The organism is Micromonospora sp. WMMD882, assembly GCF_027497255.1.
Lineage (GTDB): Bacteria > Actinomycetota > Actinomycetes > Mycobacteriales > Micromonosporaceae > Micromonospora.
On record NZ_CP114903.1, the window covers coordinates 3,084,234 to 3,108,919 of the forward strand.

Here is a 24,686-nt window from a genome sequence, read left to right on the forward strand (position 1 = left end):
CGGACGTGAAGAGCGTACTTGACGCAGCAGCTGTCCACCCAGGACCACCGAGCTATGACGTCCAGGTTACGAGACGACCTGCAGATTTGCCCGATCAGTCAATGATCGACATGGCGCAGCAGGCAGGATTCTCATAGGGTAGCCACGTCGGCACCACCCGTGATCATCCTGGGTGGCTGCCGTCCCCGTCGCGGAAGGACATCTGGTCGCTCATGGACTACCAACCCCACGGCCTGCAGCTGGTCTTCGATCCGCGCAAGGGTTTTTGTCACTTCGTGCTGTACAGCGAGCCACCCGGGGTAGGGCCGGGTATCGGCCTGAATGGCGGCAAGATCTTGGCGATCGACAAGACGGTCGACGGTGCAGCCGTCAGGACCGGGAGTCCGTACGTCAGGGAGTGGGTGCAGCGGCTCGAGCCGTGCGACCCGGACGCGTTGCACGTCGCCCTGGTTGGCTCGCGCGACGCGGCCTCCCTGTGGCATCCCTGCGTCTACGCCGATACGCAGTCCCCTGCGGCCGTTGGTGGCGACGGGTGCGTCTGCTGGCAGACTTTTCATGACCCGGTGACGTGGATGCCCGTCGCGGCGAAGCACTACCGTACGGTCAGCGGCAATCACGAGAACTGGCGTTACTCCACCTGTTCGCCTCTGGGATTCCCCGACGGAGTACGGCTGGCTTCGCTGATCCTCGACGACGGCGCGATCTGGATGCGCACCGAGGACGGCACGCTGCACTTCCTGCCTGAGGCACTCGGGGCGGGGTATAGCAGCGGCTATAGCGGTGGCGGCCCGACGGAGCTCGCCCGCATGATCGAGAAAATCGTGCAGTTGGACGGCTACAACATCACGCCCGGCACCGCTCGCGGCATGCCCGATCGTAAGGTTTTGGCCTGGGTCAGTAGCCCAGCAGCCAAGCAACGCCAAGAGTTGAGCCTTGAGCAGCTCAAGCTCCTGTGCCGCACGGGAGTGGTCGCCTAACGCGCCAGTTCGGGGCCGACCGCCGGCTCGCTCCCGCCCGAGGCGGTCACGGTTACCGGGCTCCGGGATGGCAGTGGGGAGTGTCGGCACCAATCCAGCCCGAGCCGATACGCCCGGCGAACAACGCCACCACGAAGATCTTGACCCGGACACTGGCCTGCACACCGAGGCACCACTACCACTGGCCAAGGCGGGGCGGGGCGGGCACGACCCTCAACGACCCGAATGTCTGTCCAACGAAATGCAGCGCCGCTAGTCTCGGCCAGCCCTGACACCTCAACGCTTCGTAGATGACGCCGGCCCACTCGCTGATGGCTCGCGTCATCGTGGCCTACTCCCAGTCGCTGTACCAGCGGCGGTGCTCCCCGGGTTTGCGTGCCGGGTCGCCCAGGTGGTTGTTCTGCCAGGCCCACCAGGATTCCTCACGGAAGTCGGCGGACGGTTCGGGTGCGACGGGGTCCGGTTGCCAGATACCGCCTTCGCTCGGCGGCGGAGAGACCGTGACGCTGCCCTCGTAGCCGTGCAGGTTCCGCAGAGCCTCGACCTGGCCGGCACTCAGCGGCGGGTTGACAGCGAAACGCCGCTGCCCCAGACCGATCGCACCAGCGCGCATGAGTAGTTCCACGGCCGAGTCGAACGCCTCCAGACCGCCGACAACGATCGTGATGACGGCAAATGGGGCACCTGCCGGCAGCTGTGGGGTGCTCGTGGACGGCGCCGGTATCCACGGAGCGGGTAGTGCTGCGGGCACGGGCCGACCGAACTCTTCGTAGATGCTGTTCCCTAGAGGGGCTGGCTGGTCTGCAGGGAGCGCGCCGAGCTTCTGCAGGCGCGCGACGATGGCGCCGGTGTTACGGCCGAACTCCCCGGCGATCTCGTCAACGCTGACCTGGGCACCCCAGCGGTCGAGCAGCAGCTGTTCTTCCTCGGGGGTCCATCGTTCGTACGCTTTGGGGTGCCGGGTTCGCACCTGCGGCACCGTGTACGCCCGGTCAAGTGGTGCCTTCACCCGTCGCTCGATTCGGGCCAGGAGCGCCCCCATGGCCTGGCGGAAGGAGCTGACGCCCTCAGCCGGCAGCACGCCGGTCAGCGACGTGATGATCTGCCCGTCACGGTCGCAACCGGTGAACGCCACCGTAAGGCGCTCATCACCGGTGGCCTGCACATCCACCTGATAGATCTGCCCACCGGCCACGAACTCCTCATGCCACCCCTGCGGGGTCGGCAACTGCACTGCCACCCTCTCCGTCATGACGGAGAGGATAGAAGCAGACACTGACAGACACAGCGAACGCTCTTACGCGTGTTGCACCAGGGGCCAGAATTCCAGAACCGGCGCTCGTGCGCCGCGCGCAGGCGACCAGCCTGTCCCACGGGCCATCGGCCCCGTACAGGGTCCGGAAAGTGCTTGTCGTGCGCGCATGATCTGACGCCGTAGCGAGGTGAGGCGAAGAAGGGCAACGGCGACGCTGATCCGCCGCTGGAGCCTGGGCGCGCGACTCCACTGTTTCCGGTAGCGCGTGGGGCGCGGCGGTCAGGCATCCTGTGCGGATGCTCCTGGTTATGACCCTGCTATCGGGTTCCTCGGACTCCGGCTGGTTCCGGTGGATACCCGTGGCGTCAGCCGTCGTCGCAATGTTCGCACTGCTGGTTGCGCTGTCAAACCGCAACACTTCACGGCACGCGTTGGCCCTCTCCTTGCAGCAGGAGGAACGACGGGCAGCCCGATTGACCGTCACCCTTGATGACTCCGCATCATGGCGTCGTCGGGACGCGCCACATTGGGTCGGCATGAAGATCCTCGCGGTCAACCCCACTGACCGTGATGCCGCCGTTGTCAGCGCTGATCTGCACATTGCCTACACCCTGCAGTCCGGTCACGCGATGACGGTCAAGATTCGCCACGAGACCACCGGCGAAGCGTTCCCGACTGAGGTGGAGGCTCTAGACCTGCCTGCGCGGCTACAGGCCAACGGCGCGGTCGCCGGTTGGCTGACGTTCCGGCTACCTGCCAACTTGCTCCCTGCGGGCGCGGGGATTCATCGTTATGACGCTGTTCTGCAGGACAGCCGGGGTATCGCCGCGACGGTCAGCGCGTCCGTTCTACGAGAGGTGGGTCATGATTAGAAAGCGGACGACCAAGAAACGTCCGACGAGACGGAGCCTTGATCCTGCCGACATCGTGCCCGTCGTCGCAGACGGATCGATTGCCGGCCCGATCGCTGACGGCCGGATGGTGCCACTGGTCATCATAGATACCGCCACCCGGCCTGACCTTGATGAACTGGTACGACTACACGATCACCTGTCACCTGGTGATGTCACATACAGGTGGGGCCAGGTAGACCGCGACGACGATCAGGTAGCCCTCTCGCTACAGTTCACCCGCCCGATCGAGGTCCGCGCGACCCTGTTGTTCAGCATCGAGCACGAGGGCATCATCGTTGACGCCGCTCTCAACAGCCAGGCTCTCTACCTACAGCCGGGTCGGCCGGGCGACCGCCTGAAGCATGACCCACACCGACCGAAGATCCTCATCGAGACGCCCGACGACGATTTCCGGGACCGATGGGAAGATGTCGTGATCCAGCGCCTGACCAAGGTGATACGCCGCCAGAAGCGGATGCCACGGGCAGAAGCGCGCCAACTGGCCGCAGATTTGCTTGACCAGTCGCGCAGCCTGAGCCGGTTCCGGATGCCAGCGTAAGACAAAATCCGCCTCGTCGTAGAGGGGGCGGCCGATCTCCTGACCACAGGGCACGCAGCCATCGGTGACGGCTCGGATGATCGACGGCTTCCTCTTTAACGAGGTCAAGCGCTGATACTTCGTAGGGCCGGCCGGGAACTTCGCCAGCTGGCCCTACGCAGTATCAGGTGGCGAACTTGCGAACTATGCCGGCCTTGCGGTGCCGCCGCGTCGGGGGACGACGGCGGCGGTGGCTTCGGCGGCGGCGTGTGAGAGTTCGGGGAGGACGTCGCCGTAGAACTTGGCGGTGAAGTGTGGGCTGGAGTGGCGGAGTCGGTTGGAGATGACTTTCATCTGGACGCCGGCGGCGAGTCCCATGGTGGCGGCGCCGTGGCGGAGGTCGTGGAGTCGGATGGGTGGTAGTCCGGCTTGTGTGGCGAGGTGGTGGAAGTGGTCCGTGACGTCGGCGGGGTGCAGCCGCCCACCGGTGGGCGTAGTGAACACCAAGCCGGTTCTGGTCCAGGCGGTGCCGGCGGCGAGGCGTTCGCGGTGGTGGCGGGCGCGGTGGGCGCGGAGGACGGTGACGGTTTCGGTGTCGAGGGCGATGGTGGCTTCGCTGTCGGTGGTTTTGGGGGTGTCGATGGCGGTGGCCCAGCCTTGTTGGACGAGTTGCCAGCGGACGGTGAGGGTGGCGGCGTCGAGGTCAAGGTCGTCCCAGTGGAGTCCGCAGGCTTCGCCTCGGCGTAGGCCGGTGAAGGTGATGAGGTGGTAGAGGGCGTAGAGCCGGTCGCCTGCGTCGTGGGTGTGGTCGAGGAACCGGCCGGTGTGTTCGGGGGTCCAGATCATGACCGGGCTCGGGGTCTTACCGGTGTCCCGCCACGTTTTGACGCGTTGGTCGGTCCAGACGGTCGGCTTGGGCGCCCGGGCGCGGGGTAGCTCGACCAGCAGGGCGGGGTTGAGGTCGAGGTAGCGGTGGCGGCGCATCGCGTCGTTGAGGGCCTTGCGCAGGGTGGCGTGGATGACGTGCATCGTGCGGGGGCCGACGACCCGCTGGTTCTTGACCTGGTCACGTTTCGCCGGGTCGCGGCTGGCGCGCAGGGTGGCGATGGTGGTGTTGCGCTCGGTGATGGCCTCGTACATGGCGTCGATGTGGCCGGGGCGGAGCCGGTCGATGCGCAGGTGCCCGAGGTGCGGGATCAGGTACAGGCGGATGTGTCCTTCGTAGGAGCGCAGGGTGCCCTTCTTGATGTTCTTGCGTCCGGCGAGCCAGTCGGTGAGGTATACGGCCATGGTGGGGAGTTCGGTGGGGGTGATGTCCAGGTGCAGGGTCCGCCGGACCTGGTCGGGGGTGGGCACGGGTGCGCCGGTCTTGACGGCGGTCTCGATGAGGTCCCCGGTCTTGACCATGACGTGCGGGTCGCTGGCGTCGGGGACGGCCAAGGCCGCGCGGATGCGGTCCAGGACGGCGTCGGCGTCGGCCTGGGTGGGGTAGGGGCCGTGGCGCAGTGTGCGGCGGGTGCCGTCGGCGCGGGCGGGCAGTTCGATCTGCCAGTGCCACTGCCCGTGGTTACGGGACCATCCACCGCCAGGCCGGCGCAGCTGCGGGCAGGAACGTCCCAGGCGGCGGCCGGTGGTGGTGTCGCGGCAGCCGCAGCGTTTGAAGATGGAGCCTTTCACTCGTCGTCTCCTGGGTGCTCGACGTGGTGCCTCCAGCGGTGGCGGGTGTAGTCCGCTGGTGGCGGGGTCGTTGCATCCACGCTCGACACCCCGACGGGATCAAGTCGCGAGCCACCATCGGCGTCGGGGGTGGTGAGGTGGTCGAGGAGGAGGAGTCGCAGGAGGCCGGCGACCGGGACGATGATGCGGGCGCCGGCCCGGATCAGCGGGGCGGGGAAGGTGTCGGTGGCGGCGAGGCGGTAGGCCTGGGACCGGCTGATACCGAGTACGGCCGCGGCGGTGGGCAGGGTGGTGGCGGCACCGAGCGCGCGGATCCGCTCAGCGGTCCACGGCACCCCGGTAGAAAGGTGGTGTGGGCTGGTCGGGTCGGTGTCACGGGTGGGTGTGGTGTCGGCGTTCATGGTGTCGAATCTCCTGACTGCGATACGAGCGGTTGAGGAATCTGCGAACTGGTGGTCGTGGAGATGGAGAGCTCCGGTGTTGCCGGTGGCGTCCTGCCGTCGGCCAGGTCAGGTGGTTGCCGGGCTGGGGTTGGGGACGTTGGATGCGGTTCGGCTTTGAGGATCTTCAGGAGCTGGGAGGCTCTCTTGTTGGACACGGTGTGCCCGGCAGCGCGTAGTCCTGCGGCCAGGGCGGTCCGGGTCAACGGCTGCCCCTGCACGGCGAGACGCTCCTGAACGCGCCGCGCAGCGGGAAGCAGCTCCTCGGCGCCGTGGAGATGGCCGGACGGTCCACGCCGCGACGACCGGCCCCGGCGGACCGGTCCACCGGAACGGGGACGCGGACCGTCCGATCCGTTGTCGGGGTGGTGGTCGCTGGTGTCGGGGACGGTCCACGCGGGGAGAGACCGTTCTGCGGATGGTTGGGTGGACGGGGCGTCGCGGTCCCCGCCGGACCGGGCGGGGTCGATGGTGGTGGACTGGTCCGCCGACTGGTCGGTGGGTGCGGCGGGTCCGGAGTGGGTGGGGTTGGGTGTGGTGTCGGTGTAGCCGAGGGCGATCTTGACCATGACCAGGAACCCGAGCGCGGGCACGGCTGCGGCGATCCAGCCGATCGGGGACGGCTCGGCCTCCACGACCTGTGCGGCAAGCGAGAGCGTCACCGCGCAGGCCAACACCGTCGCCGGGAACACCACCGAGACGCCGGCTCGTTTGCGACGGCGGAGTTCCAGGCCGGAGGCGATGGACATCAACTCCAGCACGATCGAGTCCGCCCACGCCAACCAGCCCGGCTGGCCGTGAGCGGCGGCCACGTTGTGGACGTGGGTGAAGCTGGCCGCACCAGCCGCCCCACCGATAGCGAGCATGATCACGACCTGGAGGACACCCTCGGCCCGGTTGCGTCCCGGACCCGTGTCCGGGTCACCTGGGGATGTCGTGGCGGACCACCTCCCCGGACCAGACCACACGCACACCCGGTCCACCCACATCCCGCGCGGACCGGACGAGCCGACGGACGATCCCGACACGCCGGTCCGGGACCGTCAGCGGACCGATCACGTCGTGGACCGCAGACCAGCCACATGGGGGACGGAACGATACCTCTGCCCCGTCACGGCTGAGGCTGTCCGGGTCTGTCACCGGCCGGTCAACCGCCTCCGGTGAGACGCTGACAGACCGGTGAGAGAACCACCCTGCGGCGATGTCGTACACGAACCGCGTGAGGAAGGGGTTCGGCGATCTGTCGAGGTTCATGCCGCCGCCTCCCCTGCCAGGTCACGGTCATCGACGACCCACGCCGCCAAGCCGGCGAGCGTGGACCGTTGTCCGTCCCCGCCGGCCACAGCCCACACCGCCTCCGCCGGGCACAGGCCCGCCGTGGCCGCGTGGTCGCGGGCACCGGTAGCCACCGGGACCAGCGGCGGCGCCTCGGCCAACACCCGGCGTAGGTTCCGCTCCCGAGCAGCGGAGTGCAGCCAGAACAACACCGGCCACCCCCGCCCCATCGCCGCGAACCACTCCCGGTAACCGACCAGCTTGCGGACCAACACCGACAGCGGCTCACCACCGGTGTCGTACTCCACGAAGAACGGCACCACCGTGCTACCCGACGCCCAGAGGCCATAGCCGTCAGGGCGCACCCGGGGTTGATAGGCGCGCACCAGAGCCGGATCCCCCGGCCGCGTGAACACCCCCAACCGCTGACACGCCGCCTCCGACAACCACTCCCCCAGCCGGACATCAGGATGGGTCCGGGCGTAGCCCGCGAGAGCGGTGAAGAAACCGTTCACCCCGAGGCGATGCTCCAGAGTGCGGCTCGACGTCCAACGCCGCCGCTCCACCCGGGCGTGATCACGCCGGGGCGGACGCTCGTCGCGGCCCGCGGCGACGACCTCCGCGCCGAGTTGGTCGATGACGTAGTGATACGGATACGAGCCGCCATCGGCCCGCTGCGGCCGGAACCGCGCCACCAACCGCAACCGGTACAGCGTCCGCAGCCGGCGCTGGCAGAAGTCCAGGGACGGGAACAGGGCGTGCGCGATCTGGAACGACGTCAACACCCCGTGGTCATAGAGCCAGCCCAGCAACACCCGGTCACGGCCGGTCAGCTGAGACTGGACCCGAAGGACCGGATCATCCACCGGCCATCACCTCCTTTCCGGTACGGAATGCCAGCCCCAGGGGAGAGACCCGAGACCAGGCAGGGTCTGTCGCAGGACAAGACGGCAGCGTCGACAGCCGCCCTGGCCTGCGGTGTAAGGGCGGAACAGGGGTCCGTTCCGGCGTCCGGTTGAAGACTGACCACAACACCGACGCCAACCCGGACCCCGCAACGGGGACTGAGACGGGATCTGTCACCGCTACCAGTACTAAGCCGGAGCGCAGAGACGAGACGCACGAGGAACACCGCAACTCCTTGATCGAAGAAGACGAGAAAACATCGAACATCGGGACGCCGTAGGGGTCGCCGCAGGCGCCGAAAGACCGCGAACATGTGCGCTGTGGAGTTGCCAAAGAACACGCCGACCGGCGCACCGGCCGACCAGAGGACGGATGAGGGCAGCAACGATCGACACGACCACCAGAAAGGCGGTCACGGCAGCGGGGACAGCGGTAGCGGTAACAGGTACGGCGAGCAGGGCGACATAGCGCCGCGCCGGCAGTGGGATCGTCTCAGCCTGGGACAGATGCTCCGGGAGCCGTCGACATCACGACGGTCCAGTAGGGCGTCGACTCAACCCGCCGAAGAAACATCCTTCATGGCAAACCCCCTGTCACTCAGAACCATCGACGGCCCGACCACTTCCGAGCCTCGAACGACCGGCGACGCTCCCACAGGAGCGTCACCACACCGATCGATCGGACCCGGCGGGCAGACCGCCACTCGGTCGCCTGCGTACCAGTACGCCTCCGCCGGCAGCACCATGTCAACCAGCATCACCAACAGTCGACCATGACGTTTCTGGACCCAGTTGGACCCAGTAACACCCGCTAACCCGTACTTGGCCCCAGCGGGACGGATTCTCGGCCGAAACAGGCAGAAAAGATCTTGACCAGCCGGATCGGCTGTCTCACATTGCAAGACGATGCTCTCGCCGACAGACCGGTCACAGCCACGTCGCCGCTTCCCGCCGCCGAAACCGCATGCCGGACCAGCGACAGCATGGACGGACCGGCGGACGAGGCCCGCCGACAGCACCCCCACCTACAGCGCGAAGGCGTGCTCAGCCGACAGGCCTTTTCGACCTCGGCCTGATCTGGCACTACCTACCCAATATCCCGCGACCCGACCCACAGACGGCGAGATCCCCGAGCAGGCGAAGTCACGCCCAGAAACCCTCTCATGCCGATGGGCGTGCACTCGCTCCGCACTTGCCGCTGACCGGTGACGGCGGGACCCGCACTTATGCCGGGAACGGCTCCACGTGTCCGCTCTACCCTCGACCGGCTACTCTGCGAGCCATGAGCAACGCGGCCGGAGCGAAGGCGACCCGCGAGGAAGAGATCGCGTTTCTGGCCGTGGAGCAGGTGCTCGGGGTCGACATCAAGCTCGCGGATGCCGGCGGTGGCGACAAGATGCCCGACGGCTCTTGGATATACCCTGACGGCCAGGAGCGCCACGGGATCGTCGAGGTCACCTCGCCCCCGGCCGCAAGCCTGATGGTGCGATGGGCGCGCGCGAAAAAGGCGGGACTGCCCCAGACCGAGAGCGGATCGATCCCCTTGCGCTTGAACGAGCTCGCGCAGGTGTGCGATGAGATGCTCGCGGCGGACTGGGCTCGGGAGAACATCCACAAGCTCCTAGCCCAACCGGCCGACGAGCGGCACCTCTTCCTCTTTGGGCGGCGTTACGAGGAAGAGCACTACTTTTTTCGACTGTCCGATCTTGATGAAGACGGGAAAACCGAACCCGTCAAAGACCTTGTCCTCCCGCAGGGCATCTCGGACGTATGGTTCCGGGGCCGGGCACGGCTGGACCGCGACCAGCCAGTTAGCACAGTGGAACTCGGGTTGGCGCGGTTTCACGCGGAGTCGGGTTGGCACCGCTACGTGGTCCGGATCGAGGACCGGCACCTGCCGACCCCCAATCGGCGTATCACTGATGATCGAGTTCCCGTTGGATGGCGACGTCCCAAAGATCGATCTACGAGGCCGGCCGATGACTGAGGCCGACTGGGTCGGCAATCACGTATTGGCTACAGGCCTGCTCGTGCCGCGGATCCTCGTGCCAGATGTCTGATCCGCGAGCGGCCCACCGCTGAACGCCGACCCGTCCTCATCTGCCGCCGAGCGCGCAGACGTGCTGCAAGTCGTACCCGGTCCGCCTTTGGCTGCCCTCGACGGTGTAGGCATGCCGGGGCTGTGCCGCTGACGAGGTGGTGCGCGACGATCAACCGGTGCAGCGTTTCGATAGCGTCGGTTGTGACCTGGTGGTGGGCACCGCCGTCCGGGCGACGATCATCAGTCATGAGCGTTGGGGGGTCATGGCCGAGGTCCTCGGGCATGAAACGGTGGGCGCGTCGGTCGACGCCGGCGTCATTGACAGCCCATCGGGCGGACCTCGCGCCCTGCCCGAGGAGTACCCGCCAGTCGGCGAGCAGGTCGACGCGGTCGTCCAGGAGATCAGCCGGTACCACCCGCCCGTCTGGATACGCCTCACGATGCGTATCGCGGACCTACAGGAGTTCAGCTGGCCGTGCGGATGCTGCGGTCAGCTGACGATCCTCAGCCCTGGCGGCGACGGCGTCACCGTCGATGTGCGCAGCAGTGAGGGGCCGGGATGTGCGTCGTTCGCCGCGCACCGGTCCTGTCTGGCCGGCCGCTTGGCCCCGGACTTCAACGGCGACCGCGCCCGGGTCAACACCGTGGGACGCGACCAACCGATGCCCTCAGCGATCGGGAACGAATCGTCCTGATAGCGGCAGCCACCGCCGGATGACCTCCCACAGACGCGTGAGATCACCTGCACGCACATGCCGCCGTCCGGGCGCGGCGGGGAAGCCTTGCCGTCTCACGCGGCGTGGCGGTCGTGCCATGCAGCCTTCACCGCTTGTCCGGCGGGCTTACGTATGGTGGTTCGGGATGTCGAGGATCAGTAGGAACCGGACTTTAGTGTTGCTGTCGGCGAGCGTGAGCGTTTCGTCCAGGACCGCTTGTGTGGCCATCGTCGGTGGCGGTGTGGACGTGTGGCAGTGTTCCCAGCCGGAAACCGCCTCGGGCGCTACCCCGAGGTGCTGGGCGAAGTCGTGGACGGTCATCCGGAGGGCCTCGCGTAGCGCGCGGGTCTCCTGTCCGGTCCACCGGCCGACGACCACCGTCCCGCACCGGCAGTCACCCGTCGCCGCTTGAGTGGCCCGGGTGGCGGTTCGGCCAGAGAGCCGCTGGCGTTCCTCGTCCCGCGCCTGCGCCTGCTGGGTCTGGAAGTCCCGTACCAGCGCGGCCATCTGGTCGAACGCCGCCAGGAGGGCACCTCGTGCGTCGACCGCCCGGTCGGCGTCCTGCCAGAACCGGCGCACGCTGGTGTCCCGTCCGATCTCGGCATTGGCGACCGAACTGCGGGAGTAACAGATGTTCGTGGCGAGCTGCGTCTGCGTGAGCCCCTGCTCGGCGCGCCAGGCGGCCAACCGACGACCGAGGTCCCTGCGCGCCTCGGTCACCTGCTGCTGACTGATCGGCCCTGGAAAGCGCAGAGCCGACGGATGCCAGCCGTCCACGGCCGGGCGCGTGATCCGCACATTCGTCATCGGGCCCACCGATCGGGAAGCCGGTACACCTGGCGAAGGTCGGCCCCGGTCGACGGCACAACGGGTACCGCCGCGAGGCGGTCCCGGGCGATATCCGACGGTGTGATGAGCACTTCGACGGGCCCCGCGAGGACCACGACAGCGCCGGTCGTGTCGTCGTGACGGACCAGCGCCGCGACAGTCACGGCGTGGGCGCTCACCGTCACCCGCACCGCCGCCGCTCGGGCCGTGATGACCGGACCGTCCTCCGTCCCTACCGATACCGGGCGGCCAGCGTCGGCGCCGGGAGCCACTGATGTCCAGCCACCTGGTCCTGGTTCCTCCGGGCTCACTTCAGGGTCTTGGGCGTGTCCCTTGACGACGAAGAACCCGAGATCGGCGTTGGTCGCTCTGTCCAGAACCTTCCGCAAGGCCGTGCGGTACGGCTCGAACAACCAGCGGTGCTCCGCGCGTTCGAGCTTGTCGATGTAGCGGGCGTCGATGACGCTGCGGCATCCCGTGTGGGTGTGGGTGTGGACGTTGACCGCGTCGGCCAGTTCCTGCCACGACTTCGGCCGCCCCGAGCCCGACGGAGACCGCAGCGCCAGCCGAGTTACGCGAAGCAAGCTGTTCGGCCCCGGACGATAGGCCACGACGTCTTTCTCCTGATGGCTTCGTTGCTCTTGTACCCGACGACTGTCCCGGATGAAGTTCGAGTTGTTATCGCTTCCGCACTGTCAGGTTGAGATCCTGAACGGCCAGGTGGGTGAGGTCGGGTAACTGGTCCTCGTCGAGGGTGACTCCGTGCAGGTTTTCGAGACCGGTCTTCAGGTCGTGCAGCGAGTTGCCCCGAAGGTCAGCACCCTGGAGATGGCAGGAGTCGAGCTCTAGGCGGACGAGCTGGCAGGACCTGAGGACCGTGTCGGGCAGGCGGCAGGCCGACCAGGTGGCGTCGGTGAGGACGCAGTCGACGAAGGCCACGGCTCCCGCGGCGGTGACCCGGGTGAGGGTCGCGTAGTCGAAGCGGCATCCCTCGAACAGCACGTCCCTGAGCCGAATGTCGGTGAGCCTCGTGCCGGTGAACCGGGACCCGCTGACGGCGCAGCGCTCGATATTGACGCCGGACAGGGTGGCACCGGAGAAGTCGGTACGGGTGATCTCGCAGCCGAAGATGATGCCGGCCTCCCAGTTGCTTTCGCTCACGTCGACACCGATGAGCCGGCTACCACGGACGGTGACGTCGTCCAGGGTGACGCCACGCCACGAGGCGTTCTCGATGGCAGCGTCGCTGAGGTCGTCGGTCAGGTCACTCATACTGTCGAGGTCGTCAGGGTCGAGATCCGGGAGCAGGATCCGCAGGTCGCCGACTGTCGTGGTCCGCATATGGTTCTTCACCTGTATCTGTTTAGGGGCGCGGGGCGGGCCGGCCGCCCCGCGCCGCCGGGTGTCAGGTCCGCTGTCAGCGGGTCACTTCTTCTTATTCCAGTTGTCCCAGCCCGGACGGCTGTCGAAGCTACCCCGGTTGTCCCAGGTCGGCCGGTTGTCGAACTTCGCCGCGTCGACCGACGCTACCGCCCGGGACGATGCGACACCGAGACGGTCAAGGTCATGCGGCGCGGCATTGACGAGCGCGGCAAGGGCGTCAGTCATGCTGGTCCTCCAGTCGGGGTGAGATGGTCCGCGGTGGCGCGGACCAGGGCCTGTCGGGTGGTACGGCAGAAGCCGGTCTCGCGGACGGTGAAGGCGCCGTGTTCGAAGTAACGGTTGCCGGCCTGCCCGCCACGGCAGAAGTCATAGAACCCGCACCGGTCGGCGCAGTCGTTGAGCGCGGCGACGAACTCGGCCACATAGCGCAGACCACCGGCCCGGGCGAGCATCACGGTGATCGGCTCCTCGACCACGTTCCCGGCGACGAAGTCCCCGTACTCGGGGTCGGTGATACCGAGCAGCTCCGGTGACAGGAGCACGACCCGGCCGTCCCAGGACACCGTGGGAATCGGCTCATGGGGCGCATGGTCGACGCCCCCAGCGCGGGCGGCGGTGAGGTAGTCGGCCAAACGATCCAGATCACGGACACGCAACCGGCCACCGGCGGTGCGGCGCTGCACGAGCCGCCGCCAGAACCGGTACGCAGACTCCACCGACACCGGTTGCCGGACGGCGCCTTCCTGCTCCTCGATGTTGAAACCCACGGACTGACATCCCGGCAGGCCGGTGAAGAAGTCCACGAGGTCGTCGGCATGGTCGATGGTCTCCGGAGTGACGACACAGATCACCGAGTACTCCAGACCCGCCTGCGCCAGAACCCGGATACCGCGCAACGTGCGCCCGATGGTGGACCTGCCCGCGTGGTCGAGGCGGTTGCGGTTCAGGGCACCCGGGCCGTCGACACTGACACCGACCGTGAACCCGTAGGCGGCGAACAGGTCACACCACCGCTGGTTGATCAACGTGGCGTTGGTCTGGACCTCGTGACGCACCCGACCCGCGCGCCGCAGCGACTCGAAAGGGGCGAGCAGGTCCTGGAAGTGGCTGATCGGGGTCGCGGTCGGCTCGCCACCATGCCAGACGACGCTCACCGGATGGCCACTGCCCTGCCGCTCGATCGAGGTGGCGCAGGCCTGCGCCACCGGCACGGTCATCAGGCGACGCGACCGGCGGTCAGGCAGGTAGCAGTAGAGGCAGTCGAGGTTGCAGAAGCTCGTCGGCTGCACCACCAACGTGTGGAACACACCGGCGATCGCCGGCCCGTCCACGGCGGTGATGACACCGATACCGGTCATGACACCCTCTCCTCGGACAGCGGTGGGAATCCGGTCGCGGCCTGCCGCCGGGCACCGGCGCGGCACCTGATCCAGCCCATGAACCGGTCGAACAACCCCGAACAGCCGCCCGCGTCCGCGCCGTTGAGATGCCGCAGGTCGTCGATGGCCGTATGCAGGCAGGCCGCCAGGTACAGCGACAACCCGACCCCGCTGCCCTCGTACTCGACCAGCAGCGTCCCCTTCGCCTGCGCGCACGGCCACGGGTGACCGCAGTTCCGGCACAGCCACCCCGGGCGGGCCGGCAGATGCTCCCCCTCCACCCGGCAACGCCTGTCAACGCCCTGGCCAGGAACGGGTTGCTCGATGCTCATCGGCGGAACCCCAGCCGGTTCCGCTGCTCGAAGAACCGACGCCACACGTGGGTCAACAACGGCGGATCCGCCACGGCCGCCACCGGAGCCGAGGGTTGCGCCCCGGACCGCTGAGCCGCCCGGCTGGTCGCGACCGAGCGGGAGATGTACACGGTCACGCCCGGCCCCCCACTGTCGCGGGTACCCCGAGACGGTGGGCCCGCGCCCGAAGGCGCGGGCCCACCACAGCGGGACGACGGCTGGGAGCAGACCGCCGCCCACCCACCCACGCAGCCCTCTCGGCGGTACGCAGACGGGGAGTCAACCCCGCAGACGACGGAGTGCCCGACGACGCCCTCTGCCGGTGCGTCGGGTCGCGTTCCAGCACGTCGCTGATCGGCACATCCATCTGAAGCTCCCTGCGCGAGACTGCCGCTGAATCCGCCGGCACGATCGGGAAGAAGCAACGTGCCGGCACATCCAGACTGGCCTGGGAGACGATCGGGCGGAATGTCCTGCCGGTGCACTGGCGGTGCACCTGCTGTCACCCGCGGTGCCACTACCATCGGCAGGCAGGCGAACAGCCCCTATCGGGGAGGACATGCGATGGCTCCGGTAACGACCTGGACCGGCCGGGAGGCGACCGCGCTGCGCCAGGCGTTGCGGATGAGCGTCACCGCCTTCGCCGAGCACCTCGGCGTAGCGCGACGGACGGTCGCCAAGTGGAGCAGCCAGGGCGACAAGGTCCTCCCGCGCGCCGACATGCAGGCCGCGCTGGACACCGTGCTGACCCGCGCCACATCCGACGCCCGGGCACGCTTCGAGGCCCTACTGGTGACCGGCACCAACGGTGCACCCGGGAGCACCACCCCGGCGCGGACCGGCTCAGACACCGATACTGGAAAGGACAGGCACAGCGGCTCGGGCTCGGATGGTGACGTGCGACGGAGAGAGCTTCTACGCGCGACCGCAGCGGGCGTTGCCGCCGGCCCAGCTGTCTCGCCGCTGCTCGACGCGCTCGTCTCGCCACGACACCCACCTAAAACGGTGCTGTCCGTCCAGCAGCTCTCCCGCGCGGTGGCCGCAGTAAAACGCGACTACCAGGCCTGCCGGTACGCACGCGTCCTCGACGACCTCGTCACGCTGCTACCAGCCCTCGAACCCGCCAGAGCCAACGCCGAAGAAGAGCAACGCGCACAGGCCGACGTCCTGGCGACCGACCTGTACCACGTCGTCGGAAGTGTTCTACTCAAGATGGGCGACCGAGGGATGGCCCTGGTCGCGGCCGAGCGAAGCACCCACGCCGCAACAGCGAGTCAAGACCCGGTGGCTATCGCCGCGAGCGCACGGATCATGACCCACGCCCTCATGAGCAACGGCCACGACGACCAAGCCGTGACCCTCGCAGGGCATGCCGCCGGCGCCCTCGACCGGGACACCCGCCTCGACTCGACCGACGCGGTCGCCGTGTACGGCGCGCTCGTGCTCCGCGGCGCCGTCGCCGCCGCCCGCAAGGACGACCGGGACACCGCACACGCCATGCTCGACGAGGCCACCCGCGCCGCCGCCCGACTCGGCTACGACGGCAACGACCGGTGGACCGGCTTCGGCGCCACCAACGTCCTGCTGCACCGCGTCAACATCGCCCTGGCCCTCGGCGACGCGGGAACCGCCATCACGCTCGCCCGCACGGTGCCCCTGGACAAGATCACGCTCGCCGAACGCAGAGCCTCGCTGTACGTCGACGTCGCCCGCGCCTACACCCAGTGGGGCCGCCACGAACAGGGCCTCAACGCGCTGCGCACCGCCTACGACGTAGCGCCCGAGGAGATCCGCTGCCGCCCGACCGTCCAGCGCATCGCCGGCGACCTCGCCCTCCTCGCCAAAGGCCAGATCCGCACCGCCGTCATCGACTTCGCCCAGACCGCCGGGATCCCGCTGTGACCAACGGCCACCTACAGATCGTCGTCTGCGGCGCCGGCCCCGCCGCCGACGTGACCAAACTGATCAGCACCGCGCTGGACCGGTCCTGGACGGCAGTGGTCACCGCCACACCCAGCGCTATGGACTTCCTCGACCTACCGGCCATCGAGGAACTGGCCGGCACCCCTGTGCGATCCAGTTACCGGGCCTCCCCTGGCCGCCGGCGCTCACTTCCCGCCGCCAGCGCTGTGGTCATCGCACCAGCTACCTACAACTCCATCAACAAGATCGCCCTCGGCCTCGCCGACAACTACGCCATGACCTCCGTCGCCGAACTCATCGGACGACACATACCCGCCGTCGTCGTTCCATTCGTCAACGCCGCACTCGCCACCCGACTCCCCTTCCGCCGCGCGGTAACCAGCCTCCGCGACGAAGGAGTCCACGTCCTGCTCGGCCCCGAACACAAGTGGGAACCACACCAACCCGGCAGCGGCAACGACCGACAGCGCGCCTTCCCCTGGACGACGGCGTTCGAGACAGCCGCCAGACACGCCCACAAAGCGCAGACGCAGGCCCAACACCGATAGCCCCGACTCAGACCAGCCGGCTCGTATAACCCGCCGCCACCAGACGATCGAACGCCGCCCGCACCTCGCCCGGCACCTCCTGCCGGATCGCGAAACCGCGCTCGGCGTACACCTCGATCCGCTGCGTGTCCCCCACCAGCATGTCCACCACCCGCCGAGGGCCACCGATGCCACGCACGTACTCGTCGATCCCCAACGGGTTAGACGCGCACACCACGTCGACCTCCGGCCACATCAACCTGCACGTGGCGAAGGCCCGACGCTGCTGATACGGCCGAGACATGAGCAACACCGAACGCACCGGGATCCGGCGTTCCGCCAACAGTAGGCGCGAATAGTCGAGGTTCTCCGCCGTGTTCGTCGCCCGCGGCTCCACGAGAATCGACTCCGCCGGCACACCATGCTCGACCGCGTACTCCCGGTAGTGCACCGCCTCACCACGCGGAAACCGCTCCACCGTCGTCGGAGCGTTCGCACTGGTGAACACGATCCACGGGAACAGACCCTCATGAAACAGGCGGGTCGCGACCACCGCCACACCGAGATCGTGACTACCGAGCCCGATCCCCACATCACAGGGGCGCAACTCGTGACCCAGATCGTGGTAGCGCCACAACGTCTCCACGTCAGCCCGGATCCCGTCCGGTACCACCGCCGGCACCGACACCAGACCCCCTCACCGAACCGGCCCGGACGTCCACCACCACGCCACCAGTCCACCGGCAGCCGGAACGGTCCAACGGCTCCCGAGCACCCACCGAGCACCGGGCCACCAGCACGGAAACAAGAAAGGCTCTAACCCAGGGCATAACCCCAGGTCAGAGCCTTGCTGCTGGTGCGCCGCCAGGGACTCGAACCCCGAACCCGCGGATTAAGAGTCCGCTGCTCTGCCAGTTGAGCTAGCGGCGCTCGTTGGCAACGGAGAGAACCCTAGCACGGGGTCTGAGGAGGGTTCCAATCCGATCCCCTCCTCACCTATTCGGACGGAGATTAAGCCGTGTAACCGGACGAACCTCGCATAATTTCCGGGTCCGGCGACCGGAGCCGTGCCCTGATGCGGCACGATGTCCGCCAGGGTCGCGAGAAACCGAGGTGGGGATGGGCAGGTTCGCGCGAGCCGGGGCGATGGTGGGCGTCCTGGCTCTGACGGCGTCATTGGCGCTGACGGGGTGCGGTTCCGATCCGGCGGAGCCGCCGGCCTTCGTGGGCGGTGACCCGACGGGCGCTCCCCGGACGGGGGTCGCCGCTCCGGTGGACGACGAACGACCGGGGTCGTCGGGATCGCCAGGCACTCCGGTCACGGTCAGCCCGGCCGAGGGGGCGAAGAACCAGCCGGTGAGCGCGGAGATCGGCACGGCCGACCCGGGCGTGAAGATCACCGAGGTGACGCTGACGGCCGCCAACGGCGACAAGGTCGCGGGCACGCCCCGCGCCGACGGTTCGTCGTGGGTGCCGGCCACCCCGTTGAAGTACGGCACGAAGTACACCGCCACGGTCACCGGCACCGGTTCGGCGGGCCCGGTCTCCGGCACGAGCACCTTCACCACGATGCGCAAGCCGAAGTCGACGATCGGCTCCGGCCTCTACCTCTTCGACGACCGGACCTACGGCGTGGCGATGCCGGTGGTCACCGAGTTCTCCCCCGGTATTCCGAAGAAGGATCGCGCGGCGGTGCAGAAGCGGATGTTCGTCACGACCAACCCGCCGCAGCCGGGCGCCTGGCACTGGGTGTCCAACGGCACCCAGGCGTACTACCGGGGGCCGGAGTACTGGCAGCCGGGCACCACGATCGCCGTCCGGATCGCCCTGGAGGGCATTCCGTTGAGCAACGGCCGGTACGGCAACGTCGACCGGAAGGCGACCGGGAAGATCGGCCGCTCCTTCGAGATGAAGGTCTCCAACGCCACCAAGCAGATGACGGTGATCGAGAACGGCCAGGTGACGCGCACTCTGCCGGTGAGCCTGGGCAAGAAGTCGACCCCTTCCTCCAGCGGCACGATGGTGGTGATGGAGAAGAAGGCGGCCACCGTATTCGACACCCGCGACGATCCGGACCCGGCGAACCGGTACGTCACCGACATCGAGTTCGCCCAGCGGTTGACCTGGGGCGGCGAGTACATTCACGCGGCGCCCTGGTCGGTGCAGCACCAGGGGCGGCGCAACGTGTCGCACGGCTGTGTGAACGTCGCCACCGACAATGCCCGCTGGCTGTTCGACCGGACCATGGTCGGTGACCCGATCACGATCACCGGCACCGAGCGCAAGCTGGCCGCGGGCAACGGCTGGACGGCGTGGAACCTGAGCTGGGCGGAGTTCGTCAAGGGCAGCGCGCTGCCCGTACCGGAAGGTGGGTCCGGCCCGGCGCTGGCCGGCTGACCGACGCCGACTCCGACTCCGACTCCGGGGCCGGGGCCGACTCTGGTCGCCGGCCCCGGAGTTCGATGGGAGCTCCAGGTCGCCGGCTGCCGGAGTCGGCATGTCGACGGAACCGACCCCGACCACCCCGCAAAACGGATGATTTTACCAATATTCCCGTGATCGCGGACGGTGTTCCTCTTCACGCCCCGCAACGGGTACGAGGTCCCGCGCGTCTGGTGAGGGACGATGGACGTCGCGGGACCACGACTGTGAGGACATCATGCGAGCTGACCAGGACCGACTGATCCGGAGCAGGGGCGTCCGGAGCGGCAGGCGGCACGGCGCGTTCGCGGCGGCGGCGCTCGCCGTCACGTTGGCGTTGACCTCGGGTTGCACCGGTGGCGGTGATGGCGGATCCACCGGCTGGCAGGACGGCGGCGGTGACCAGGGGCCCGAGGCCGCGGTGACGATCACCACGCCGGCGGCGGACGCGAGGGACGTGCCGGCGTCGACCGGGGTCACCTTCGACGTGGAGCAGGCCGAGCAGGCCGCCGTCGAGGTGAAGGACCCGGCCGGGACGCCTGTCGAGGGCGCGCTCGCCGCCGACGGCCGGAGCTGGCTGCCGGCCGGCGCGCTGGCGTACGGCACCACGTACACCGCGACGGTGACGGCGACCGGGGCGGACGGCAAGCCGGCGACCGCCACCCACACCTTCACCACCATGGCGAAGCCGGCCAACCAGGTGCGGGTGACCAGTTTCCTCGGCGACGGCCAGGTGGTCGGGGTCGGCATGCCGCTGATCGTCAAGTTCGGTCGGCCGATCCCGGAGGACTACCGGGACGACGTGCAGCGCCGGATGACGGTCCGTTCGACGCCGGCACAGGAGGGCGTCTGGCACTGGGTCAGCCCGACCGAGGTCCGCTACCGCCCGAAGGAGTTCTGGCAGGCCGGGAGCACCGTGCAGTACAAGGTGCAGACCGGTGGGCTGCCGATGGACGACGGCTGGTACGGCCGGTCCGACCTGACCGTGGACATCAAGGTCGGCGCGGCCACCGTGATGACGGTGGACAACAAGACCAAGCGGATGACCGTCACCCGCGACGGCAAGGTGATCAAGACCATCCCGGTGAGTCTCGGTAAGAAGAGCACCCCGTCGTCCAGCGGCACCATGGTGGTGATCGAGAAGCTGAAGGAGACGGTCTTCGACACCTTCGACGAGCTCGGCCCGGAGGACGGCTACCGCACCGACATCGACTTCGCCCAGCGGCTGACCTGGGGCGGCGAGTTCATCCACGCCGCGCCCTGGTCGGAGGGGCAGCAGGGCCGGGTCAACGTCTCGCACGGCTGCGTGAACGTCTCCATGAAGGACGGCGAGTGGCTGTTCGGGCAGACCCGCATCGGTGACCCGGTCACGGTCAAGGGCACCGAACGCAAGCTGAAGAACGGCAACGGCTGGACGGAGTGGAACATGAGCTGGTCGGAGTACGTCAAGGGCAGCGCCCTGCCGTACGAGCCGGCGGCTTCCGGCACGCCGGAGGCGAGCCCGTCGGTCACCGGGTGACCCTGGCGAACCACTGACGGGACCGCGGGAGCAGCAGCAGCACGATCAGGACGAGACCGGTGACGAGCGACAGCCAGTCGCCGTTGACGATGCTGAGCAGGGCCAGCACGCCGCCGATCAGGGCCAGGATCCAGGCGACGTGGTTGCCCTGCCACAACCCGTACGCGACGGTGAGGTAGAGCGCCGCGCCGATCAGGGCGACGATGACGGCGACCACGCCGTTGTCGAGGGTCTGGTACATGCGGGCGATCGCCTGGAGCCCGACCAGCAGGACCACCACGGCAGCCAGGATCACGGTCAGCGGCGCCCGGCGAGGGGTAACCGTAGTCATGCCACGCACGGTACCGGCCCGGTTACCGCGCCACACTCCCCCTGATCGACAGCTTTCGTCGCGCTTCGGCTCGGGGCCGCGGGTGGTCGGCACGACGACGTGAGCCCCGTCCGTCGGACGGGGCTCACGTCGTTTCCGAATGGGGTGACTGATGGGATTTGAACCCACGACACCCGGGACCACAACCCGGTGCTCTGCCTACTGAGCTACAGCCACCATGCGCGTACCGCCCGGATCATCGACCCGGCCGGGCGTGCTGACCAATGATAGCCACACCCGGGCCGTCCCCGTCGAGCGGGTTCCCCAGCCGGACGGGCCGACTGCCTACAGCTCGGCGGCGATCGCCTTGGCGGTGTCCACGTCCGGGCCGGGCAGCGGGACGAAGAGGGTACGCCGGTAGTACTCCAGCTCGCGGATGCTCTCCCGGACGTCGGCCAGCGCACGGTGGGCGAGCCCCTTGGTGGGCTGGCCGAAGTAGACCCGGGGGTACCAGCGGCGGCACAGCTCCTTGATCGAGGAGACGTCGATCATGCGGTAGTGCAGGTGCCCGTCGAGGCGGGGCATGTCGCGGGCGAGGAAGCCCCGGTCGGTGGCGATCGAGTTGCCGCACAGCGGCGCGGTGCGCGGCTCCTTGACGTACGTGGTGACGTAGTCGAGGACCATCTCCTCGGCCTCGGCGAGGGTGACGGTGGAGCGGCGCACCTCCTCGGTGAGCCCGGACTTGCCGTGCATGGTCCGGACGATCTCCGGCATGCCCGCCAGCTTCTCCTCGTCGGCGTGGACGACCACGTCCACGCCGTCGCCGAGCACGTTGAGGTCGGGGTCGGTGACGAGCGCGGCGACCTCGATCAGCGCGTCCCGCCCGAGGTCCAGCCCGGTCATCTCACAATCGATCCAGACGAGAAGATCAGCCACCGGAACAGACTACGCGCAGCACAGGCCGCCCGCGCCTGCGCACCGTCCCCGCCGCCGCCCGCTAGGGTTTCCCCGTGCCAGCCGAACCCGCCATCCCGCCCGACCTCGTCGAGGACGACCCGGGCGCCCGCAGGGTTCGCCGGCTGCTCACGGCGCTGGCGCTCACCGCCGTGCTGCCGGCGCTCTACCTGCCGGGGCTCACCCACGACTTCTTCGACCTGAAGATCTACATGCGGGCGATGCGGTGGTGGGCGGAGGGCAACCCGCTGTACGACTACAGCCAGCCGGACCGGGTGCAGGGCGAGCTGTACTTCACGTACCCGCCGTTCAGCGCGTTGCTGCTGCGGCCGTTCGCGGCGCTGCCCCTCGGGGCCACCATCGCCGTCTTCACGGCGCTCACCGCGCTCGGCGTGCTGGTGACGACCCGCTGGCTGATCCGGCCGACGATCGCCCGGCACGGTCTGCCCCGGCTGTTCACGCTGACCGTGGCGGTCCTGTTGGTCTTCGCGGTGGAGAGCACCCGCGAGACGATCACCTTCGGTCAGATCAACATGCTGCTGGTGGTGCTGATCCTGGCCGACCTGCTGTTCGCCGTACCCGAGGGACGACGCTGGGCCGGGGTGGGCGTCGGCCTGGCGACGGCGCTCAAGCTGTTCCCGGGCATCTTCATCGTCTACCTGCTGGTGACCCGGCGGTGGCGGGCGGCGATCGTGGCCAGCGCGACGGCCGCGGTGGCGACGCTGCTGGCGGCGGCGTTCGCGCCCCGCGACTCGTGGCGGTTCTGGACGCACGAGCTGTGGGCCACCGACCGGGTGGGGCGCACCGACTACACCGGCAACCAGTCGTTGTTCGGGCTGCTCAGCCGGTTCACCGTGCCGGAGAAGCCGGACCGGCTGGTGTGGTTGCTGCTGGTGGCGGTGGTCGCCGGGTACGGGCTGTGGCGGGCCGGGCGGGCGGCCCGGGCCGGTGACGCGTTGACCGGGCTGACCCTGACCGGTCTGGTCGGCGGCCTGGTCAGCCCGATCACCTGGACCCACCACATCTACTGGTTCGTGCCGGCCGTGGTGATCCTGGTCGACGCCGGGCTCGACGAGCGGACCCGACGCCGGGGGCGGGTGCTGCTGGTGTCGGCCGCCGCGACGTACCTGGTGATCACGTACGGGGTGGTGTCGTTCCAGGACTGGGGGGCGGGCGCGGCGCGCACCGACGATCCGGTGGACGTGCTGACCCGCAACGCGTACGTGTGGCTGTCGTTGTTGCTGCTGGTGGTGCTGCCGGTGCGACCGGCCCGCGGTGAGCGGTTGGCCGCGGCCGGCGCGGACGTACCGCCGGGCCGTCCCGTCGCCGGCCCCGGCCGACGGTTGCGGCGGCGACTTGATTCAAAACTTGCATCAAATGGACAGAACTGACGAGTAGGGATTTTTAGGTTAATCTGGCACCAACTACCTCGACGTTCGCTCAGGTAGCACCGATCCCCCGGTGAAGGTGGCCCTCCGTATCGGCAGCGCGGAGGGCCACCCGCCGTGCGGCCACCCGTAGCGGCGTCCACCGTCGCGGAACCCGCCGGCCGGGCACCGCCCACCGGGTGGCGGGAGCGGGCAGCCGGTCACCGCGCGCCGGGGCGGGAGCCGTCGGTCGGCTCGTCCGGCCGGTCGGGCCGCTCACCGGACGCCCGGCCGACCAGCCGGGGTGGCCAGGTCAGTGGGCCCGACCGCGTCGCCTCCGCCGCCCCGCCCTGCTCCGCGAAGAACCCGCCCTGCTCCGCCGAGAACCCGCTCTGCTCCGTCGCGGCGGCGGGCGGCCTGCCGGTCGCGGTCACCTCGCCTCCGCTGGTCACCCCGCTCCCGCTGGCCAGGTCGGCCAGGCTGGACGGGCGCCCGGCCGCCCCCGTCCCCACGCCACCGACGCGACCGACCTCCTCCGCCGCGACACCGACGCGACCGACCTCCTCCGCCGTGACGTCGGGGCGGCCGGTCGGGGTGGCGGCGACCGCCACCAGCGGGCGGACGGGCAGCGCCGGCACGTCGTCGCCGGCTGGGCGGGACGCCGCGCCGAGGGCGCTGAGCGAGGTCACGCCGAGCCGCTGGGCGAGCACCGGGACCTGGTCGGGCTCGACCACGAAGACCACCTCACGGGGGCGCGGCGGGCGGAGCGGAAGCAGCAGCAGGGCCAGCGCGACGAACAGCATCCCGGCCGGCGGCAGCGCCCAACGGGCCGGGCCGAGCCAGCCGGCCCGCAGGTCGACCCGGACGTCCAGGGCCAGGTCGCCCCGGCCGTCGGGGCGCATGAGCACCAGACTCGTCGGCCGGTCGCCGAACTCGGCCGGGTCCCACTCCAGCCAGCCGACGCCCTCGCGGACCCAGAACGCCCCACCGACGGGGTCGGGCGCT

The 24,686-nt window shown here is 68.9% G+C and carries 25 protein-coding genes, 2 tRNA genes and 1 pseudogene; 10 read left to right on the forward strand and 18 right to left on the reverse strand.

Features of this window, described 5'->3' with window-relative positions; genetic code table 11:
* The first annotated feature begins 212 nt into the window (after window positions 1-212).
* Entirely contained in the window at window positions 213-977 is a 765-nt protein-coding gene (locus O7606_RS12615) for a hypothetical protein (protein ID WP_281599291.1), read from the forward strand.
* Between the two features lie 331 nt (window positions 978-1,308).
* Here O7606_RS12615 and O7606_RS12620 read toward each other — a convergent pair whose 3' ends face one another.
* The gene (locus O7606_RS12620) at window positions 1,309-2,229 is read right to left on the reverse strand and encodes a hypothetical protein (protein ID WP_281599292.1); all 921 of its coding nucleotides are present in this window, start codon (window positions 2,227-2,229) and stop codon (window positions 1,309-1,311) included.
* A gap of 383 nt (window positions 2,230-2,612) precedes the next feature.
* Between O7606_RS12620 and O7606_RS12625 the strand changes: the two genes are divergently transcribed.
* A complete protein-coding gene (locus O7606_RS12625; protein ID WP_281599294.1) occupies window positions 2,613-3,104 on the forward strand; it encodes a hypothetical protein in 492 nt (163 codons plus the stop codon).
* On the forward strand, window positions 3,097-3,684 hold the full coding sequence (locus O7606_RS12630; RefSeq protein ID WP_281599295.1) for a hypothetical protein: 588 nt from the start codon (window positions 3,097-3,099) through the stop codon (window positions 3,682-3,684). The genes O7606_RS12625 and O7606_RS12630 overlap by 8 nt, the downstream gene beginning before the upstream one ends.
* Window positions 3,685-3,867: 183 nt before the next feature.
* Here the strand turns inward: O7606_RS12630 and O7606_RS12635 are convergent, their stop codons facing one another.
* The 4 genes from O7606_RS12635 to O7606_RS12650 form a co-directional block, all read right to left on the reverse strand.
* Window positions 3,868-5,340, reverse strand: a complete 1,473-nt coding sequence (locus O7606_RS12635; protein WP_281599297.1) for a site-specific integrase — start codon at window positions 5,338-5,340, stop codon at window positions 3,868-3,870.
* Window positions 5,337-5,741 carry a hypothetical protein gene (locus O7606_RS12640; RefSeq protein ID WP_281599298.1) on the reverse strand — a complete coding sequence of 135 codons (405 nt, stop codon included), beginning with the start codon at window positions 5,739-5,741 and terminating at the stop codon, window positions 5,337-5,339. Before O7606_RS12640 ends, O7606_RS12635 begins: the two co-directional genes overlap by 4 nt.
* Window positions 5,738-6,646 (reverse strand): DUF2637 domain-containing protein, encoded by a 909-nt coding sequence (locus O7606_RS12645; protein WP_281599638.1) that lies wholly within the window; start codon window positions 6,644-6,646, stop codon window positions 5,738-5,740. The genes O7606_RS12640 and O7606_RS12645 overlap by 4 nt, the downstream gene beginning before the upstream one ends.
* Window positions 6,647-7,030: 384 nt before the next feature.
* Complete coding sequence (locus tag O7606_RS12650) at window positions 7,031-7,921, reverse strand: replication-relaxation family protein (protein ID WP_281599299.1); 891 nt, start codon at window positions 7,919-7,921, stop codon at window positions 7,031-7,033.
* Window positions 7,922-9,242: 1,321 nt separating this feature from the next.
* On the opposite strand from O7606_RS12650, the gene O7606_RS12655 reads away from it, so the two are divergent.
* The gene (locus O7606_RS12655) at window positions 9,243-9,947 is read left to right on the forward strand and encodes a hypothetical protein (protein WP_281599300.1); all 705 of its coding nucleotides are present in this window, start codon (window positions 9,243-9,245) and stop codon (window positions 9,945-9,947) included.
* 230 nt (window positions 9,948-10,177) lie between these two features.
* The gene (locus O7606_RS12660; RefSeq protein ID WP_281599302.1) at window positions 10,178-10,696 is read left to right on the forward strand and encodes a hypothetical protein; all 519 of its coding nucleotides are present in this window, start codon (window positions 10,178-10,180) and stop codon (window positions 10,694-10,696) included.
* A gap of 147 nt (window positions 10,697-10,843) precedes the next feature.
* Here O7606_RS12660 and O7606_RS12665 read toward each other — a convergent pair whose 3' ends face one another.
* The 7 genes from O7606_RS12665 to amcA (O7606_RS12695) form a co-directional block, all read right to left on the reverse strand.
* On the reverse strand, window positions 10,844-11,524 hold the full coding sequence (locus O7606_RS12665) for a helix-turn-helix domain-containing protein (RefSeq protein ID WP_281599304.1): 681 nt from the start codon (window positions 11,522-11,524) through the stop codon (window positions 10,844-10,846).
* Window positions 11,521-12,156, reverse strand: a complete 636-nt coding sequence (locus O7606_RS12670; protein ID WP_281599305.1) for a hypothetical protein — start codon at window positions 12,154-12,156, stop codon at window positions 11,521-11,523. Before O7606_RS12670 ends, O7606_RS12665 begins: the two co-directional genes overlap by 4 nt.
* A gap of 67 nt (window positions 12,157-12,223) precedes the next feature.
* Window positions 12,224-12,886, reverse strand: a complete 663-nt coding sequence (locus tag O7606_RS12675; RefSeq protein ID WP_281599306.1) for a pentapeptide repeat-containing protein — start codon at window positions 12,884-12,886, stop codon at window positions 12,224-12,226.
* An 84-nt stretch (window positions 12,887-12,970) separates the two neighbouring features.
* The gene (amcA, locus tag O7606_RS12680) at window positions 12,971-13,153 is read right to left on the reverse strand and encodes a multiple cyclophane-containing RiPP AmcA (protein ID WP_281599308.1); all 183 of its coding nucleotides are present in this window, start codon (window positions 13,151-13,153) and stop codon (window positions 12,971-12,973) included.
* Window positions 13,150-14,286, reverse strand: coding sequence for a cyclophane-forming radical SAM peptide maturase AmcB (amcB, locus tag O7606_RS12685; RefSeq protein WP_281599309.1), 1,137 nt, complete (start codon window positions 14,284-14,286; stop codon window positions 13,150-13,152). The genes amcA (O7606_RS12680) and amcB overlap by 4 nt, the downstream gene beginning before the upstream one ends.
* The gene (locus tag O7606_RS12690; protein WP_281599311.1) at window positions 14,283-14,639 is read right to left on the reverse strand and encodes a hypothetical protein; all 357 of its coding nucleotides are present in this window, start codon (window positions 14,637-14,639) and stop codon (window positions 14,283-14,285) included. Before O7606_RS12690 ends, amcB begins: the two co-directional genes overlap by 4 nt.
* The gene (gene amcA, locus O7606_RS12695; RefSeq protein ID WP_281599312.1) at window positions 14,636-14,797 is read right to left on the reverse strand and encodes a multiple cyclophane-containing RiPP AmcA; all 162 of its coding nucleotides are present in this window, start codon (window positions 14,795-14,797) and stop codon (window positions 14,636-14,638) included. The genes O7606_RS12690 and amcA (O7606_RS12695) overlap by 4 nt, the downstream gene beginning before the upstream one ends.
* 427 nt (window positions 14,798-15,224) lie before the next feature.
* Between amcA (O7606_RS12695) and O7606_RS12700 the strand changes: the two genes are divergently transcribed.
* Both O7606_RS12700 and O7606_RS12705 read left to right on the forward strand, forming a co-directional pair.
* A complete protein-coding gene (locus tag O7606_RS12700; protein ID WP_281599314.1) occupies window positions 15,225-16,562 on the forward strand; it encodes a hypothetical protein in 1,338 nt (445 codons plus the stop codon).
* Window positions 16,559-17,131 (forward strand): flavoprotein, encoded by a 573-nt coding sequence (locus O7606_RS12705; protein WP_281599315.1) that lies wholly within the window; start codon window positions 16,559-16,561, stop codon window positions 17,129-17,131. Before O7606_RS12700 ends, O7606_RS12705 begins: the two co-directional genes overlap by 4 nt.
* Before the next feature lie 7 nt (window positions 17,132-17,138).
* Here O7606_RS12705 and O7606_RS12710 read toward each other — a convergent pair whose 3' ends face one another.
* Together O7606_RS12710 and O7606_RS12715 are read right to left on the reverse strand one after the other, a co-directional pair.
* Window positions 17,139-17,798, reverse strand: a complete 660-nt coding sequence (locus tag O7606_RS12710; protein ID WP_281599316.1) for a YdcF family protein — start codon at window positions 17,796-17,798, stop codon at window positions 17,139-17,141.
* Between the two features lie 166 nt (window positions 17,799-17,964).
* Window positions 17,965-18,040, reverse strand: a tRNA-Lys gene (locus O7606_RS12715).
* A gap of 189 nt (window positions 18,041-18,229) precedes the next feature.
* Here O7606_RS12715 and O7606_RS12720 point away from each other — a divergent pair.
* Together O7606_RS12720 and O7606_RS12725 are read left to right on the forward strand one after the other, a co-directional pair.
* Window positions 18,230-19,507 (forward strand): Ig-like domain-containing protein, encoded by a 1,278-nt coding sequence (locus tag O7606_RS12720; RefSeq protein ID WP_281599318.1) that lies wholly within the window; start codon window positions 18,230-18,232, stop codon window positions 19,505-19,507.
* Between the two features lie 262 nt (window positions 19,508-19,769).
* Window positions 19,770-21,050 (forward strand): Ig-like domain-containing protein, encoded by a 1,281-nt coding sequence (locus tag O7606_RS12725; protein WP_281599320.1) that lies wholly within the window; start codon window positions 19,770-19,772, stop codon window positions 21,048-21,050.
* Here O7606_RS12725 and O7606_RS12730 read toward each other — a convergent pair.
* The 3 genes from O7606_RS12730 to orn all read right to left on the reverse strand — a co-directional run bounded on the left by O7606_RS12730 (window position 21,040) and on the right by orn (window position 22,296).
* Complete coding sequence (locus O7606_RS12730; protein ID WP_281599321.1) at window positions 21,040-21,381, reverse strand: hypothetical protein; 342 nt, start codon at window positions 21,379-21,381, stop codon at window positions 21,040-21,042. The genes O7606_RS12725 and O7606_RS12730 overlap by 11 nt on opposite strands.
* 140 nt (window positions 21,382-21,521) lie before the next feature.
* Window positions 21,522-21,597 (reverse strand) — tRNA-His (locus O7606_RS12735).
* A gap of 108 nt (window positions 21,598-21,705) precedes the next feature.
* Window positions 21,706-22,296 (reverse strand): oligoribonuclease, encoded by a 591-nt coding sequence (orn, locus tag O7606_RS12740; RefSeq protein ID WP_281599322.1) that lies wholly within the window; start codon window positions 22,294-22,296, stop codon window positions 21,706-21,708.
* 74 nt (window positions 22,297-22,370) lie between these two features.
* Between orn and O7606_RS12745 the strand changes: the two genes are divergently transcribed.
* A complete protein-coding gene (locus O7606_RS12745) occupies window positions 22,371-23,705 on the forward strand; it encodes a glycosyltransferase family 87 protein (protein ID WP_281599324.1) in 1,335 nt (444 codons plus the stop codon).
* A 572-nt stretch (window positions 23,706-24,277) separates the two neighbouring features.
* Here O7606_RS12745 and O7606_RS27640 read toward each other — a convergent pair.
* Window positions 24,278-24,562: pseudogene (locus O7606_RS27640) on the reverse strand (hypothetical protein); the annotation flags it as partial.
* Between the last annotated feature and the right edge of the window lie 124 nt (window positions 24,563-24,686).

What these genes read in the sequence shown, in the direction of transcription:
- O7606_RS12615 (WP_281599291.1), top strand. Translation starts at nt 213, where the DNA reads ATGGACTACCAACCCCACGGCCTGCAGCTGGTCTTCGATCCGCGCAAG.
- O7606_RS12620 (WP_281599292.1), bottom strand. Translation starts at nt 2,229, where the DNA reads ATGACGGAGAGGGTGGCAGTGCAGTTGCCGACCCCGCAGGGGTGGCAT.
- O7606_RS12625 (WP_281599294.1), top strand. Translation starts at nt 2,613, where the DNA reads ATGTTCGCACTGCTGGTTGCGCTGTCAAACCGCAACACTTCACGGCAC.
- O7606_RS12630 (WP_281599295.1), top strand. Translation starts at nt 3,097, where the DNA reads ATGATTAGAAAGCGGACGACCAAGAAACGTCCGACGAGACGGAGCCTT.
- O7606_RS12640 (WP_281599298.1), bottom strand. Translation starts at nt 5,741, where the DNA reads ATGAACGCCGACACCACACCCACCCGTGACACCGACCCGACCAGCCCA.
- O7606_RS12645 (WP_281599638.1), bottom strand. Translation starts at nt 6,646, where the DNA reads ATGCTCGCTATCGGTGGGGCGGCTGGTGCGGCCAGCTTCACCCACGTC.
- O7606_RS12655 (WP_281599300.1), top strand. Translation starts at nt 9,243, where the DNA reads ATGAGCAACGCGGCCGGAGCGAAGGCGACCCGCGAGGAAGAGATCGCG.
- O7606_RS12665 (WP_281599304.1), bottom strand. Translation starts at nt 11,524, where the DNA reads ATGACGAATGTGCGGATCACGCGCCCGGCCGTGGACGGCTGGCATCCG.
- O7606_RS12675 (WP_281599306.1), bottom strand. Translation starts at nt 12,886, where the DNA reads ATGCGGACCACGACAGTCGGCGACCTGCGGATCCTGCTCCCGGATCTC.
- amcA (WP_281599308.1), bottom strand. Translation starts at nt 13,153, where the DNA reads ATGACTGACGCCCTTGCCGCGCTCGTCAATGCCGCGCCGCATGACCTT.
- amcB (WP_281599309.1), bottom strand. Translation starts at nt 14,286, where the DNA reads ATGACCGGTATCGGTGTCATCACCGCCGTGGACGGGCCGGCGATCGCC.
- O7606_RS12690 (WP_281599311.1), bottom strand. Translation starts at nt 14,639, where the DNA reads ATGAGCATCGAGCAACCCGTTCCTGGCCAGGGCGTTGACAGGCGTTGC.
- O7606_RS12700 (WP_281599314.1), top strand. Translation starts at nt 15,225, where the DNA reads ATGGCTCCGGTAACGACCTGGACCGGCCGGGAGGCGACCGCGCTGCGC.
- O7606_RS12720 (WP_281599318.1), top strand. Translation starts at nt 18,230, where the DNA reads ATGGGCAGGTTCGCGCGAGCCGGGGCGATGGTGGGCGTCCTGGCTCTG.
- O7606_RS12725 (WP_281599320.1), top strand. Translation starts at nt 19,770, where the DNA reads ATGCGAGCTGACCAGGACCGACTGATCCGGAGCAGGGGCGTCCGGAGC.
- O7606_RS12730 (WP_281599321.1), bottom strand. Translation starts at nt 21,381, where the DNA reads ATGACTACGGTTACCCCTCGCCGGGCGCCGCTGACCGTGATCCTGGCT.